This is a genomic window from Xenorhabdus entomophaga (assembly GCF_037996725.1).
In the GTDB taxonomy this organism is placed as follows: Bacteria; Pseudomonadota; Gammaproteobacteria; order Enterobacterales; family Enterobacteriaceae; genus Xenorhabdus; species Xenorhabdus khoisanae.
On record NZ_JBBMXH010000061.1, the window covers coordinates 13,476 to 29,140 of the forward strand.

Annotated in this window: 14 protein-coding genes; 4 read left to right on the forward strand and 10 right to left on the reverse strand. The window is 45.2% G+C overall.

Features of this window, described 5'->3' with window-relative positions:
- Positions 1 to 71 precede the first annotated feature (71 nt).
- The 6 genes from nqrF to AAC854_RS13480 are packed head-to-tail and all read right to left on the reverse strand — an operon-like array spanning position 72 to position 5,913.
- A complete protein-coding gene (gene nqrF, locus AAC854_RS13455) occupies positions 72 to 1,298 on the reverse strand; it encodes an NADH:ubiquinone reductase (Na(+)-transporting) subunit F (RefSeq protein ID WP_340617551.1) in 1,227 nt (408 codons plus the stop codon).
- Positions 1,299 to 1,313: 15 nt separating this feature from the next.
- The gene (gene nqrE, locus AAC854_RS13460) at positions 1,314 to 1,910 is read right to left on the reverse strand and encodes an NADH:ubiquinone reductase (Na(+)-transporting) subunit E (protein ID WP_038235359.1); all 597 of its coding nucleotides are present in this window, start codon (positions 1,908 to 1,910) and stop codon (positions 1,314 to 1,316) included.
- An 8-nt stretch (positions 1,911 to 1,918) separates the two neighbouring features.
- The gene (locus AAC854_RS13465) at positions 1,919 to 2,548 is read right to left on the reverse strand and encodes an NADH:ubiquinone reductase (Na(+)-transporting) subunit D (protein ID WP_273547083.1); all 630 of its coding nucleotides are present in this window, start codon (positions 2,546 to 2,548) and stop codon (positions 1,919 to 1,921) included.
- Entirely contained in the window at positions 2,541 to 3,335 is a 795-nt protein-coding gene (locus AAC854_RS13470) for a Na(+)-translocating NADH-quinone reductase subunit C (protein WP_340617552.1), read from the reverse strand. Before AAC854_RS13470 ends, AAC854_RS13465 begins: the two co-directional genes overlap by 8 nt.
- Positions 3,328 to 4,566, reverse strand: coding sequence for an NADH:ubiquinone reductase (Na(+)-transporting) subunit B (locus tag AAC854_RS13475; RefSeq protein WP_340617553.1), 1,239 nt, complete (start codon positions 4,564 to 4,566; stop codon positions 3,328 to 3,330). Before AAC854_RS13475 ends, AAC854_RS13470 begins: the two co-directional genes overlap by 8 nt.
- Positions 4,567 to 4,569: 3 nt before the next feature.
- Positions 4,570 to 5,913: a Na(+)-translocating NADH-quinone reductase subunit A gene (locus AAC854_RS13480; protein WP_340617554.1), complete on the reverse strand. Its 1,344-nt coding sequence runs from the start codon at positions 5,911 to 5,913 to the stop codon at positions 4,570 to 4,572.
- Between the two features lie 433 nt (positions 5,914 to 6,346).
- On the opposite strand from AAC854_RS13480, the gene AAC854_RS13485 reads away from it, so the two are divergent.
- A complete protein-coding gene (locus tag AAC854_RS13485) occupies positions 6,347 to 7,111 on the forward strand; it encodes a L,D-transpeptidase family protein (RefSeq protein ID WP_340617555.1) in 765 nt (254 codons plus the stop codon).
- Here AAC854_RS13485 and AAC854_RS13490 read toward each other — a convergent pair.
- The gene (locus tag AAC854_RS13490) at positions 7,082 to 7,849 is read right to left on the reverse strand and encodes a class II glutamine amidotransferase (protein WP_340617556.1); all 768 of its coding nucleotides are present in this window, start codon (positions 7,847 to 7,849) and stop codon (positions 7,082 to 7,084) included. The genes AAC854_RS13485 and AAC854_RS13490 overlap by 30 nt on opposite strands.
- Before the next feature lie 23 nt (positions 7,850 to 7,872).
- Entirely contained in the window at positions 7,873 to 8,454 is a 582-nt protein-coding gene (lpcA, locus tag AAC854_RS13495) for a D-sedoheptulose 7-phosphate isomerase (RefSeq protein WP_340617557.1), read from the reverse strand.
- Positions 8,455 to 8,706: 252 nt separating this feature from the next.
- Between lpcA and fadE the strand changes: the two genes are divergently transcribed.
- On the forward strand, positions 8,707 to 11,142 hold the full coding sequence (fadE, locus tag AAC854_RS13500; RefSeq protein WP_340617558.1) for an acyl-CoA dehydrogenase FadE: 2,436 nt from the start codon (positions 8,707 to 8,709) through the stop codon (positions 11,140 to 11,142).
- Between the two features lie 54 nt (positions 11,143 to 11,196).
- Here fadE and lysA read toward each other — a convergent pair whose 3' ends face one another.
- Complete coding sequence (gene lysA / locus AAC854_RS13505; RefSeq protein ID WP_340617559.1) at positions 11,197 to 12,477, reverse strand: diaminopimelate decarboxylase; 1,281 nt, start codon at positions 12,475 to 12,477, stop codon at positions 11,197 to 11,199.
- A gap of 132 nt (positions 12,478 to 12,609) precedes the next feature.
- Here lysA and AAC854_RS13510 point away from each other — a divergent pair, with 132 nt between their 5' ends.
- Positions 12,610 to 13,539, forward strand: coding sequence for a LysR family transcriptional regulator (locus tag AAC854_RS13510; RefSeq protein WP_340617560.1), 930 nt, complete (start codon positions 12,610 to 12,612; stop codon positions 13,537 to 13,539).
- On the opposite strand, the gene AAC854_RS13515 is transcribed toward AAC854_RS13510, so the two are convergent.
- Positions 13,522 to 14,436, reverse strand: a complete 915-nt coding sequence (locus AAC854_RS13515; RefSeq protein ID WP_340617561.1) for a LysR family transcriptional regulator — start codon at positions 14,434 to 14,436, stop codon at positions 13,522 to 13,524. The genes AAC854_RS13510 and AAC854_RS13515 overlap by 18 nt on opposite strands.
- Before the next feature lie 140 nt (positions 14,437 to 14,576).
- Between AAC854_RS13515 and AAC854_RS13520 the strand changes: the two genes are divergently transcribed.
- Positions 14,577 to 15,461 carry an MBL fold metallo-hydrolase gene (locus AAC854_RS13520; protein ID WP_340617562.1) on the forward strand — a complete coding sequence of 295 codons (885 nt, stop codon included), beginning with the start codon at positions 14,577 to 14,579 and terminating at the stop codon, positions 15,459 to 15,461.
- Positions 15,462 to 15,665: the final 204 nt, after the last annotated feature.

Here is a 15,665-nt window from a genome sequence, read left to right on the forward strand (position 1 = left end):
ATTCACTCTTTCTGAATCGTCAGCGCCCACTATGTGTGGGCGCTTGTCGTTAAATCAAAATGTTACAAACATCAGCCGCCGAAATCATCCAACAGGATGTTTTCATCTTCTACGCCGAGGTCTTTCAACATCTTGATGACCGCTGCGTTCATAACCGGAGGTCCGCACATGTAGAATTCGCAGTCTTCTGGTGCCGGATGATCTTTCAGATAGTTTTCATACAGGACGTTATGGATAAAGCCTGTGTAACCATCCCAGTTATCTTCCGGCAGAGCATCAGACAATGCCACATTCCATGTGAAGTTCTCATTTTCTGCCGCCAGTTGGTCGAAATCTTCGGTATAGAACATTTCACGCTTGGAACGGGCGCCATACCAGAAAGAGATCTTACGCTTGGAGTTCAGACGATTGAGCTGATCAAAAATGTGAGAACGCATTGGGGCCATACCCGCACCACCACCGATGAAGATCATTTCAGCATCAGTCTTTTTCGCAAAGAATTCACCGAATGGACCGGAAATTGTCACCTTATCACCTGCTTTCAGTGACCAGATATAAGAAGACATGATACCTGGAGTAACATCCGGGTTTCTTGGTGGTGGCGTAGCGATACGCACGTTCAGCATAATAATGCCGTGTTCTTCTGGGTAGTTAGCCATTGAGTAAGCGCGAACCGTCGGCTCACTGACTTCAGAAACATAACGGAACAGATTGAATTTATCCCAATCTTCACGGTATTCCTGCGGCACATCAAAATCAGAATAACGGGCAACGTGTGGAGGACATTCAATCTGAATGTAACCCCCTGCACGGAATGGAACAACTTCCCCATCAGGAATTTTCAGCTTCAATTCCTTAATGAAGGTTGCTTTGTTATCGTTGGAGATAACTTCACATTCCCATTTCTTAACACCGAAGATTTCCTCTGGCAACTCGATTTTCAGGTCTTGCTTAACATTAACCTGACATGCCAAACGGCAGCCTTCCTTCGCTTCACGCTTATTGATGTGAGAAAGCTCGGTTGGCAGGATATCACCACCGCCTTCCCTGATTTTCACACGGCACTGACCACAAGAGCCACCGCCGCCACAAGCAGAGGACACAAAAATCCCCTGATTGGAAAGCATATTCAACAATTTGTCACCGGCAGGGGCTGAGAAACTTTTATCCTCATCACCGTTGACTTCAACTTTAATATCCCCGGTGTTCACTAACTTGGATTTTGCGAACAAAATCATTGCCGTCAGTACCAACACAATCAGGGTAAACATTACTACGCCTAGAATGATTATATCCATGAATTCTTCCCGCCTTTAGAGCTGCACACCGGAGAAGGACATAAAGCCCAATGCCATCAAACCAGTGGTGACAAAGGTGATCCCCAATCCTTTCAGACCAGCCGGAACATCCGCATATTTCATTTTTTCGCGGATAGCAGCCATCAGGACAATCGCCAGCATCCAGCCCATACCTGAACCGAAACCATATACGATGGATTCACTGAAGTTATAGTCACGCTGAGCCATGAAAGAAACACCACCGAAAATTGCACAGTTAACCGTAATCAACGGCAGGAAAATCCCCAGCGCGTTGTAAAGAGCCGGTACATAACGGTCTAAGATCATTTCCAGGATCTGTACCAGTGCAGCAATCACCCCGATAAAGGTAATGAAGTTCAGGAAGCTCAGGTCAACCCCATCCATCAAGGCTCCGTCACGGAGCACCAGATTGTAGACAAGGTTATTGGCAGGAACAGAAATTCCCAGCACAACAGTAACAGCAACACCCAGGCCAAAAGCTGTCTTCACATTCTTTGATACCGCCAGAAACGTACACATACCGAGAAAGAAAGATAACGCCATATTCTCGATAAAGACTGCGCGGACAAACAAACTAATATAATGTTCCATTTTGTTTGTTACTCCTTCTCAACCTGCGCAGGTTTCAGCGTCCGCAGACCCCAAATCAGCATACCAATAATGAAGAATGCACTCGGTGCCAGCAGGAACAGACCATTTGGCTGATACCAGCCGCCATTTTTGACAGATTCCAGCACCGTCATACCGAACAATTTTCCTGAACCAAACAGTTCACGCAAAAAGCCGACCAATAACAGGATAACGCCATAGCCTAAACCGTTACCGATACCATCCATGAAGCTTTCCACAGGCGGTGATTTCATGGCATAAGCTTCAGCACGTCCCATGACGATACAGTTCGTGATGATGAGGCCAACAAACACCGATAACTGTTTGGAAATTTCGTAGGCATATGCCCGCAAAATCTGGTCTACCACGATAACCAGCGACGCAATGATCGCCATCTGTACAATGATTCGCACACTGCCGGGGATATAGTTACGAATCAATGAAATGAAAAAGTTAGAAAATGCTGTTACCAGTGTTACAGCAATCGTCATAACCAATGCAGTTTCCAGTTTGGTAGTCACAGCCAGTGCTGAACAAACCCCCAAGACCTGTAATGCAATTGGGTTATTATCAAACAGCGGCCCGAGAAGGACGCGTTTTATCTCTTTGTTATCAGCCATCTTTCAAGGCTCCTTCGCGCACTTTTTTCAGGAATGGGCCAAAACCGTTATCACCCAGCCAGAAATCAAACATATGCTGGACCCCGTTAGAGGTCAGGGTCGCACCGGACAAGCCATCGACACCGTAAGGGTTGTCACCCGCACCACCACGAACGATCTTAAGCGCAGGAGCACCCTGTGGGTTATAGAGTTTTTTACCTACCCATTGCTTACGCCATTGTGGATTATCAACTTCACCACCCAAACCCGGGGTTTCACCATGAGAGTAGTAAGTGATGCCATGGGATGTTACGCCATCAATATCAATGGAAATAAAGGCATACATCATTGACCACAATCCTGAGCCATATATTGGCAGAACCAATTCAGTGGTTTTGCCGTGCTCATCCTTGACCAGATAAACTTCTGCCATATTGGCGCGACGACGGATTTTCGCCAAATCCTGCTCTGGAGACAAAGCAATGCTAGTTTCATCACTGCGAAGCGCATTGTTCAGGTCAAAATCACCATTGCCTTTTTCCAGCGTTGCTGTTTTCAAATCAAGCAATTCAGGCTGAATACGGCTGATATAGGTTTCTTTGATTTCTGCTGTTGTCATATCGGGTTTCAATAAACCCGCTACATCCAGAATATTACGCTGTTTATCCAGCAGCTTTTGTTCCTGCTGCTGCGCTTTCAAGCCAACTGCTGAGCCGGCAACAACAATCGAGCAGACAAGACACAGCACAAAAACAACAAGGAACGTCCTGCCGATGCTGTCATTACTTTTTGGTTTATCATTAGCCACGGGCTTTTCTCCGCTTAATATTGGCCTGCACGACCAGATAATCGAACAGTGGCGCGAACAGGTTAGCGAACAGAATCGCCAACATCATCCCTTCTGGATAAGCTGGGTTTACCACTCTGATCAGAATACACATAACACCAATCAGAATACCGTATGCCCATTTCCCCTTATCCGTAAATGCAGCGGAAACCGGGTCAGTAGCCATGAAGATCATACCAAAAGCAAAGCCACCCAGAACCATATGCCAGTACCACGGCATAGCGAACATTGGGTTGGTATCAGAACCAATCGCATTAAACAGGTAAGACGCTGCAATCATACCGGCCATCACACCAGCAACGATACGCCATGAAGCAATGCGGGCGAAAAGAATGATGGCACCGCCGATGAAAATCATCAGAGTGGAAACTTCACCAACTGAGCCCGGGATGTTACCAATAAAAGCGTCCATCCAGGTTACAGGTTGACTGGTAATGGTATTCACCAGACCGTGGCTACCTGCGTTTGCCCACTGAGACAATGGCGTCGCCCCAGAAAAACCGTCAGCCGCAGTCCAAACCAAATCACCTGAAATTTGAGCTGGGTAAGCAAAAAACAGGAAAGCACGACCCGCCAGCGCTGGGTTCAGGAAGTTACGGCCTGTACCACCAAAGATCTCTTTCGCAACCACAACACCGAAAGTAATCCCCAATGCAGCCTGCCACAATGGCAGTGTAGGCGGAACAATCAATGCAAACAGAATGGAACTGACAAAGAAACCTTCGTTGATTTCATGTTTACGGATAATGGCGAATAAAACTTCCCAAAATCCACCAACAACAAAAACAACAGCATAAATTGGCAGGAAATAGGTCGCTCCCAACAACATTTTACTGACCCACCCGGCATCTGGTGTCAATGACGCACCAAGATACTGGGCAAGTACGTAATGCCAATCAGAAGACAATACTTGCTGTAAGGCATCTCCACTGTATAAGTGGGTCAGGGCTGGGATCGCCTGATTACCGACGTTGTACATCCCCCAAAACATGGCAGGAAAGACAGATAGCCATACCAAAATCATCATACGTTTGAGATCGATGGCATCACGAACGTGAGAACGCCCTTTTGTTACTATTCCCGGCGTATAGAAAACGGTGCTCACTGCCTCATAGAGAGGATAATATTTTTCCAGTTTGCCACCGGCCTCAAAGTGGTGTTCTACCTTTTCAAATAAATTTTTCAGGCCCATGAATTACCCTTCCAGCTCAATCTTAGTCAGCACGTCACGCAATACCTGACCGTACTCATATTTGCCGGGGCAAACATAGGTACACAGTGCCAAATCTTCCTCATCCAGCTCCAGACAACCCAGTGCCTGAGCACTGTCAGTGTCGCCCGCAAGCAAGTCACGCAGCAGATGCGTTGCCATAATATCCAGTGGCATCACACGCTCGTAGTTGCCAATTGGCACCATTGAACGCTCTCCACCATTTGTTGTGGTTGAAAAGGCGAACCGTTTGTTTTTCAGGAAGTGACCAATCGTGGTACGGGTAATGGAGAACTTATCGGCTCCTGGTGCGATCCAACCGAACAGCTCTTTTTCACGACCTTCAGTAAGAACTGAAACCAAAGTATGGAAACGACCAAGATAATGACGAGCATCATCTGATTTTGTGCCCCACAATACAGAACCAGAAATAATGCGGTTGTCACCCTCTTTCAGCTGATCTTGCGTCAATTCCAGCAAGTCAGCTCCCAGTTGGGTGCGCACCAAACGGGGTGATTTAACCTGCGGCCCTGCCAGAGATACCACTCGATCAGTATAAAGCTCACCTGTAGTAAATAGCTTACCTATGGCAATGACATCCTGATACCCCAGATGCCATACCATTTTTTGGGCACTGACAGGCTCAATAAAATGAATATGGGTGCCAACCAGACCTGCAGGATGCGGACCTGCAAACTGGTTATAGGTAATTTGAGCGTTGTTTCCTGCTGTTGGAATCTTTCCAGCGCTGTGACAAACGTGGATTTTCCCATCTGTCAATTTTGACAGAATATTCAGGCCATCAACAAAAGCCTCTTCCTGTGTCGCAATAACGACCAGTGGATCAGCAGCCAGTGGCTGGGTATCCATTGCCGTGACAAAGATTGCCTTTGGTGTGGAACCGGGAACAGGAGAATGACTGAAAGGACGTGTACGCAATGCAGCCCACAACCCGGATGCAAGCAGATTCTTTTCTACTTGTTCACGGCTCAGACCAGTCAGTTCTGTACGATCATAACGATCAAACTCGACTTTCTCATCACCGCTCAATTCAATGACGACAGATTGCAGAACACGACGCTCACCACGCCCGATGGTTACAACTTTCCCGCTTGCGGGACTGGTGAAAACAACCCCTGGATTCTTCTTATCTTCAAAAAGAATTTGACCTTTTTTGACATACTCACCTTCCTTAACCAGCATAGAAGGACGCATTCCAACATATTCTTCGCCCAGTAAGGCAACATGGCGAATTGTCGGACCATCTTCTATAACTTGGGCAGGCGCTCCTGCTATCGGGAGGTTGAGTCCTTTTTTAATTTTAATCATAAGATTTGCACAAGTTTATCAGTTAAATCATATGCTACAAATTACCCTGCGGTATTTCCTCAGGGTAATGCAGCGACTTCAGTAATAAAAAACACCTTGAGCGACATATATCTCAAGTTATTCACTCCGATAATCGTTACAATTTTCTCTTAAGTTTCGCCGGCGGTAATTCTAACATCTCCCCCACTGACTGTCTGATTAATCGAGTGACTTAGCTCAAGCAAATAGGAATAATTTCTTCGCTGAACAGTTAACTACTCGGTAAAGGCGAATTCAACCCTCACTTTTACCTACAGCAGTGTAATTTTTGACCGAAAAGTAACTTCACAGAAACTGGAGATCACTGCTATCTTTTATTCTACATTTCGCCAAAACATGGCAACCCTAAACCCAACATTTCATCAATTTACTACCTTTTTTACACGGTAATGTTATGAAAAAAACAGTTTCTTACCTTTCATTGAGCTTATTGTTATTACATATGCCATTTTTTGCCGCCGCGCAAAATGGTTTATCGTGGCTCAAATCATCAACCGACAATTCATCAACCGAACAGGCACCATTGAAACAAATTGGCGCCGAAATTTTCATTCAAATATTCAAGGAAGAAAAACGCCTTGAACTTTACACAAAAAACAGAGATGGCCGTTATCAATTAACCCAAAGCTACCCTATCTGTAATTACTCTGGCGGATTAGGCCCCAAAACACTTACAGGCGATTTCAAAAGCCCGGAAGGGTTTTACCATGTAAACATTAAACAGTTAAATCCGAATAGCCACTATTATCGGGCCATTAATCTGGGTTTTCCCAATGAGTTTGATAAATCCAGAGGTTATTCCGGCAATAACTTAATGATTCATGGTGAATGCAAATCCATCGGATGTTATGCCATGACCAATCGCTATATAGAAGAAATATACCAATACGCGGAAAAGGCACTTTATCATGGACAACATGAAATCAAGATCAATATTTATCCTTTCCGAATGACGTCACAGAATATGAAACGACATAAAAACAGCAGCAACTACCTATTTTGGAAACAATTACAGCCCGCCTATGAGCATTTTGCCAACACAGGCATCCCTGCCACTATCAGCGTAATAGACGGGCGATATGTTGTTAACGCAAAAACTGAAAATCCATCATCCTTCTGGAGTACTGAATCAAACTATACGGTTTCCAAGGTGAAATAACGCATAATGTCCGGATTCAATCCGATGCCAATTTTCGTTTCCGGTTAAAGGTTGGGTGGCAATCACGGATACAACATCCCCTGGCTGGGTATGCTGCTGAAAGTCAATTTCAACATCCTGATCCAGTAATTTAGCCTTGCCGAAAGGAGCACGACGCGTGATCCAATGTAATTGGGTTGAACAATAAGCCATGACAAATTCGCCATCTGACAACAGCATATTGAAAACGCCTTTTGCCCTCAGTTGATCAGCCAAAGAGGCAATGAACTTAAAGACCGCAGGCCAATTGGAAGGACGTTTAGGATATTTCAAGGATAATTGATGTAATATCCAGCAAAATGCCCATTCACTGTCTGTTTCACCTACAGGGCTGTAATTCCCCGTTTTCAGCTTACTATACCCCTTCAGTTGTCCATTGTGGGCATAAGTCCAATATTTTCCCCATAGTTCACGGGTAAACGGATGGGTATTCGCCAGAGAAACATTACCCCGGTTTGCCTGACGAATATGAGCCACAATCACTTCTGATTTGATCGGGTAGCCCTGTACAAATTGAGCCACAGGTGAGTAACAACTGGATTGGTGGTCTTTAAACGTCCTGTATCCCAACCCCTCATAGAAAGTAACCCCCCAGCCATCCTTGTGGGGGCCGGTATGCCCTCCACGCTGAATCAAGCCACTCAGACTAAAAACAATATCTGTTGGCACATTGGCACTCATGCCAAGTAATTCACACATCGCCTACCCCTACCAAACTGCAATCAGGCTTTTACCATTTCTTTTTCAATCAACTGAATCAGGATATGAATCACTTTGATATGAATTTCCTGAATACGATCCGCATAACCAAAATGTGGTACCCGAATTTCAACATCTGCTGTTCCAGCCATTTTGCCGCCATCCTTACCCGTCAGCGTAATGACTTTCATTCCCTTAGCACGGGCGGCTTCAATCGCCTTGATGATGTTGCCTGAATTCCCTGAAGTTGAAATACCCAACAGCACATCACCTTTCTGGCCTACAGCTTCTAAGTAACGGGAAAATACATATTCATAACCAAAATCATTGCTCACGCAGGATAAATGGCTAGGATCGGAAATTGCAATCGCCGGATATCCCGGACGGTTTTCGCGGTAACGGCCTGTCAATTCTTCCGCAAAATGCATGGCATCACAGTGCGAACCACCATTGCCACAAGACAGCACTTTTCCACCTGCCTTGAATGAATCAGCCAGCAAAACAGCCGCTTTTTGAATAGCGTCAATATTCGCATCATCGTTAAGGAATTTAGCCAGCGTGTCTGCGGCTTCAGATAATTCACTGCGGATCAGATCTTGATACATAGACTCATACTCCTGAAAGGTCTTCGGGATTAATAACATCAGCTATTCAGTGTAACGGATTCCCCCTCCTGAAAGAAGATACCATCACATCTCCATGAAATTCTCACGTGTAAAACTACAATCACTTTGTGAGCTAGATTGTAATTAAGATGTAAATACATTGATAAAAACCTTTTCCTCATCTACAAAAGAAGGACATCCCAACAGGTCAGACCTCTGACAACTCAACCTGAGATTTACAGGAGTTTTACTATGACCGCTCTCAGCATTATTTTGTTTTTAGTCTTGCTTGGCGGGCTTTGTTACCGCAAAGTCAGCCTGACTCTCAGTAGCTTATTGCTTGTTGCCTATACTTTAGTCATGGGCATCACCGGCCTTTGGAGTTACTGGTTGCTGTTACCACTCGCGATTGTCCTGTTCCCTCTTGTCTTTACACCAATACGTATTTCTCTCTTCTCTGCTCCCGGCTTAAAAGCTTTCCGCAAGGTTATGCCAAGCATGTCCACCACAGAGAAAGAAGCCATTGATGCAGGAACAACCTGGTGGGAAGGCGATCTGTTCCGTGGCAGCCCTGACTGGCAAAAACTGCACAACTATCCAAAACCACAGCTAACTGCTGAAGAACAGGCATTTATTGATGGTCCGGTCGAAGTAGCCTGCCGCATGGCAAATGATTTCGAAATTACCCATGAATTGGCTGACTTACCCCCAGAACTTTGGACTTATCTGAAGGAACATCTCTTCTTTGCCATGATCATCAAGAAAGAATACGGTGGTCTGGAATTTTCAGCTTATGCCCAATCTCAGGTTCTGCAAAAACTCGCTGGCGTCTCCGGTATTCTGGCAATTACCGTCGGTGTCCCTAACTCTCTGGGGCCGGGCGAATTGCTGCAACACTATGGCACTGATGAACAGAAAAAACGTTACCTGCCAGGTCTGGCCCGTGGCGAAGAAATTCCTTGCTTTGCCTTAACCAGCCCAGAAGCTGGCTCCGATGCCGGCGCTATCCCTGATACAGGCGTGGTCTGTATGGGTGAATGGCAAGGTGAACAAGTTCTAGGCATGCGCCTGAACTGGAATAAACGTTATATTACGCTTGCTCCTATCGCGACAGTGCTGGGATTGGCATTTAAACTGTACGATCCTGATCACCTGCTGGGAAATACCGAATCACTCGGCATTACCTGTGCTTTGATCCCAACCAGCACTCCGGGGGTTGAAATTGGACAGAGACATTTTCCATTGAACGTCCCATTCCAGAACGGGCCAACCCGTGGGAAAGACATTTTCGTTCCTATCGATTACATCATTGGCGGGCCGAAAATGGCAGGCCAAGGCTGGCGTATGCTGGTTGAATGCCTGTCCGTTGGTCGTGGCATCACCCTGCCATCCAACGCAACCGGGGGATTAAAAAGCGCTGCAATGGCAATTGGTGCTTATTCCCATATTCGCCGTCAGTTCAAATTGCCAATCGGCAAAATGGAAGGTATTGAAGAGCCATTGGCACGTATCGCAGGTAACTCTTACCTGATGGATGCGGCTGCAACCATGATTACCAGCGGCATCATGCAAGGCGAAAAACCTGCTGTTCTGTCTGCTATCGTGAAATACCATTGTACTCACAGAGGGCAACGCTCTTTTATTGATGCAATGGATATCGCAGGCGGTAAAGGCATTTGTCTTGGGCCATCCAACTTCCTTGCCCGTGGCTATCAGGGCGCACCCATTGCTATTACCGTAGAGGGTGCAAACATTCTGACCCGCAGCATGATCATCTTCGGCCAAGGTGCAATTCGTTGCCATCCTTATGTATTGGCTGAAATCGCAGCAGCAGAAAGTAACAATGTTAAAGCCTTTGATAAAGCCCTGTTTGGTCATCTGGGGCATGTTGCCAGCAATACCCTGCGCAGCCTGTGGCTTGGTATTACTAAAGGCAGAACCAGCAGTTCGCCAGTCAATGACGCAACTCACCGTTATTACCAACAGATTAATCGGTTAAGTGCCAACCTTGCCCTTCTCTCTGATGTTTCAATGGGAGTGTTGGGTGGCAGCCTGAAACGCCGTGAACGTATTTCAGCTCGTCTGGGGGACATTCTGAGCCAAATCTTCTTAGCTTCCGCTGCACTGAAACGCTATGAAGACGAAGGCCGCCAGAAAGAAGATTTGCCATTGGTGCAATGGGCAGCCGAAGATAGCCTGAATCAGGCTGAACTGGCTATGAACGATTTACTGCGCAATTTCCCTAACCGTTTAGTTGCTGGTTTAATGCGAGTGATTGTCTTCCCGTTGGGTCGTGCACATACAGCACCATCCGATAAACTGGATCACAAACTGGCCCAGATATTACAAACTCCTTCCGCAACCCGCAGCCGGATTGGACGTGGGCAATATCTGACGCCAAGTGAGCACAACCCTCACGGGTTATTGGAAGCGGCATTGCACGATATCATCGCCGCAGAGCCAATCCATGCACGCTTGAGCCGCGAAGCAGGCAAAAACCTGAACTTTACTCGCTTGGATAAATTAGCTGAAACAGCATTGGCAGAGCATAAAATCACTCAGGAAGAAGCGGATATCCTGAAACGTGCTGAAAACAGCCGACTGCGTTCAATCAATGTCGATGAGTTCGAGCCAGATGCGTTTGCTGTACCAAACTCGGCAAGCCAGCGTCAAACTAAAGCAGCCTGACGCTGACCAGAGAGTATGATTAATAAAATACGGGGCAAATACCCCGTATTTTATTTAAATGGATTCCAACGATAACAACTCTTCTATTGTCTGGCGACGACGAATCAAACGCGCTTCTCCGCCAGTAAACATAATTTCAGGAATCAAAGGGCGGCTATTATAATTAGAAGACATCGATGCCCCGTAAGCGCCTGTATCGTGGAAGATCAGATAATCACCGACACTTACCTGAGGCAGCATACGCGGGATAACGTCTCCTCCTTCCAACTGAGTAAAAACATCACCTGATTCGCATAGCGGCCCTGCAACAAGAGTTTCGCACAGATTCGTTTCCTGTAAATCCACATCATTATCAATGCTATTTATTGGCAAAACAGAAATATGGTGATAACTGCCATACATAGCCGGGCGCATCAAATCATTGAAACCGGCATCCGCCAACACATAATGACGGCTGCCCATAGATTTTACCGCCCGCACTTCTGCCATTAAGATCCCTGATTCAGCAACCAGAAAACGACCGGGTTCAATTTCCAATTCAACATGATGTCCCACATGTTGCTCAATACGGTGACGGGCTTCATGCCATAAGCTGTAATAATGTTCAGTATCTACCGCTTCCTCACCGATTTTATAGGGAATTGATAACCCGCCTCCTGCTGAAATAGAATGGATATCTTCTCCGCATAATATGACCTGTTCTACCATCGCATTACATACATTGGCGAGATGCTGATAATCCACGCCTGAGCCGATGTGCATATGCAGCCCTACCAGTTTCAAGCCATACTGATGGATCTTTTCTATCGCCAAAGGCAGATCCTGATACCAAATACCGTGTTTGCTATTCTCACCCCCGGTATTAGTCTTTTGACTATGCCCATGCCCAAATCCAGGATTGATGCGCAACCAGACAGGATGACCAGATTTACATTCCCCAATCTGTTCCAACATATCAATAGAGCCAGTATTGACAGGAATATCCAACTCAATAACACGATTCAGCGTTGCCTTATCAATCACGTCGGCAGTAAAAACAATCTCCGATCTATCGCGCCCTGCTTGAAAGCCCGCATAAAGCGCCCGTTCGATTTCCCCTAATGACACCGCATCTACTTTCACACCCTGTTCTCTCATTAGACGCAGGATATGGGTATTGGAGCACGCTTTCTGTGCGAACCGGATAACATCAAACTGCTTTAATTTTTTGATTTGCTTAATAATGTTATCACCATCATAAAGCCACAATGGTGTTCCGTATTGAACAGGTAATTGAAGTAAATTCTCAGGGGTAAAATTTCCCCCTGATCCATTAGGAAAAATTGAGGTTGCCATTAAAGTGCCTCACAGAATCAGCAGATGCTTCATTATTGACAACAATAAGGCAGGAATAAAAATATCCATTTAGCTATAGTCTATTCATTCATGATATCGATCAGTCTGTTTTTCCATCAAGAGGTAAATAATATGTATTCCTGCTCATGGCGACATATCGAAATTTTTCATGCCGTAATGACCACTAAAAACCTGACTGATGCGGCAGTCTTATTGAAAACTTCGCAACCAACCGTCAGCCGTGAGCTCGCCCGTCTGGAACAGTTATTGAAATTCAAATTGTTTGATCGCATCAAAGGGCGTTTGTTTCCCACCGCACAAGGATTGCGGTTATTTGAAGAAGTGCAGCGCTCTTATTATGGACTGGAAAGAATAATCAACGCGGCTGACAGTATCCGTCAATTCGAGCATGCACAATTGTCCATTGCTTGCCTGCCAGTGTTTTCTCAGTCTTTGCTGCCAAAAGCCTGTCGCAGCTTCATCCAATGTTATCCAGAAGCAAAATTGACCATCATTCCACAAGAATCTCCTCTCTTAGAAGAATGGCTCTCAGCGCAACGCCATGACATTGGCCTGACAGAGCACTTACAGACTCCCGCAGGTACTGAGCAAGATACGTTGATAACCTTAAATGAAGTTTGTGTTTTGCCCATTCATCACCCACTCTGTCAAAAATCACAATTAACCCCGGCAGATTTTCACGGACAAAAATTTATCAGCTTATCGATCACAGACAGTTACCGGCAGCTCATTGACACTATCTTTACTGAGCATCAAGTCAATCGCAATATGGTAATAGAAACTCATAGCGCGGCCTCAATTTGTGCCATGATCAGCGAAGGTATTGGCTTATCGATCGTCAACCCACTCACTGCACTGGATTATTTAGATAACAAGGCAGGGATCTGCATCCGGCCATTCAGTATTGATATTCCCTTTACAGTGAGTTTAATTAAACCCATACACCGCCCCTCTTCAGAGCCTGTTGAAATCTTTATTCATCATTTAAAACAACAAGCCGCTCAGTTTCCCTTAAAGTTGGCATCAGCTTTTCAGCATTAACTGTTGCCAATGAGGAGATGTTGCAAACCACTCCACCAGAAAATCCAACAACGCCCGAAGAGTCGCGGGCATATTCTGGCGACTGCTATAAATGCCATAGATCCCCATAGCCTGAGGTTGATAATCAGGTAACAACTCAACCAACTTCCCAGATTTCAAATGAGAAGAAACAGAATAGTAAGGCTGCATTGCTACCCCCGCTCCCTGCAAAGTCGCTTCCATTAATACCGTCGATTCATTGGCACTTAACGTACCGCAGACGGGAACTGAATATTTCTCACTCTGTTTTTCAAATAACCACAAACTTTTGCCAAAAAAGTTATAAGTCAGGCAATTATGTGATGCCAAATCTGCAGGTTTTTGGGGGATACATTTCCCAGCTAAATAAGAAGGGGCGGCACAAACAACAGAATGACAAGTCGATAATGGTCGGGCAATCAGGTTGGGTTCCAGATTATTAGTAATACGGATCGCTAAATCAACCCGTTCCTCAATCAAGTTGATGGCTTTATTATTCATTTGCAGATTGACAGCGATCTGTGGATATAGCCGCATAAATTCAGGTATTGCGACTGATAGCGCACTGATACTCAATGATTGGGAACAACTCAGACGCAATAATCCTTTCAGAGTCTGCGCTCCCAATGATTGCTGGACAGGCATTGCTTCCGCTAATTCCATCAACTTTAGACTGCGTTGATAAGCGCTCTCTCCTGCCGAAGTCAGGCTAATCTTGCGTGTTGTGCGATGTAATAAGCGAATACCTGCCCATTTTTCCATTTCAGCCAAATACCGGGATACCATCGCTCTCGACATATCCAAACGTTCTGCTGCCGCGATTAAACTTCCCTGCTCAACAATCGTGACAAATACCTGTGCTGCTGTGACCCTATCCATTTTAACCGCCCTATTCCTCGCCCTGATTAGAGCGATATATGCAACAAATAATTGCTTATTTTGTGGTTTTTCAATCGAAAAATGCAACTTATCATACATGCCATTCAAGCAAATAAATATTTAGATATAGGAATTCGATAATGGCTCGCAAAACAACATCAAATATCGCTCTGGCGGCGACCCTTTCTTTAGGAATGGCATCACTGGCCCAAGCAACCGACCTAAAACTGGATATCTACAATCCGGGCGAAAAAGGCATTTTCCCTGTTTCTTCTGAAATCATCAGTGGCGATCGTGAAGTTGTTCTGATCGATGCCCAGTTTAAGAAAAATGATGCTCAAGAATTAGTGAAAATGATCCAGCAGACAGGTAAAAAACTGACAACGATCTATATCAGCCAATCCGACCCTGATTTTTACTTTGGCCTTGATGTCATCACCAAAGCCTTCCCGAAAGCCAAGGTCATTGCATCACCGGAAACCATCAAAGAGATCAATGAAACCAAAGACGGTAAATTAGCCTATTGGGGTGGAATTCTTGCCGATCAGGCTCCTAAGAAAGTCATTGTGCCTGAGCCACTGAAAGGAAATACTTTCACCGTTGATGGCGAAAAACTGATTGTTGAAGGTTTGGATGGCCCGGCTCCCGATCGTACTTTTGTTTGGGTGCCTAAACTGAAAGCAGTTGTCGGTGGTGTCACTGTTTCTGACAATATTCATGTATGGATTGCAGATACTCAAACCAAAGAGTCTCGCCAACATTGGATGCAAACATTGGATCGAATCAAGAGCTTAAAACCTGAAACGGTTGTGCCGGGCCATTATCTGAGGAATTCATCAATGACGTTAGATTCCGTAACCTTCACGCAAAATTATCTGACTACATTGGAAAAAGAATTACCAAAAGCAAAAGATGCTGATGCGCTGATTACCGCTATGAAAAATCACTATCCAGACCTTGCTGATGAATCCAGCCTTGAGCTAAGTGCCAAAGTATTAAAAGGCGAAATGAAGTGGCCTCAGTAAGTTAAAAAATAATATTCAACGACTCTCTCCAGAGAGGCAGCAATATTAAAAAGGCACCTATAAAAATCCGGTAGTTATACCGGATTTTTATAGTAAACGCGATGCTCGACTTTTATGATGAGTTGAAATGACATAGCCGCTCCTTTATAACTTTAAGTCGTCAAAAATAGAGAAATAAAGGAACAAAAGGCTATGTCACAGCAA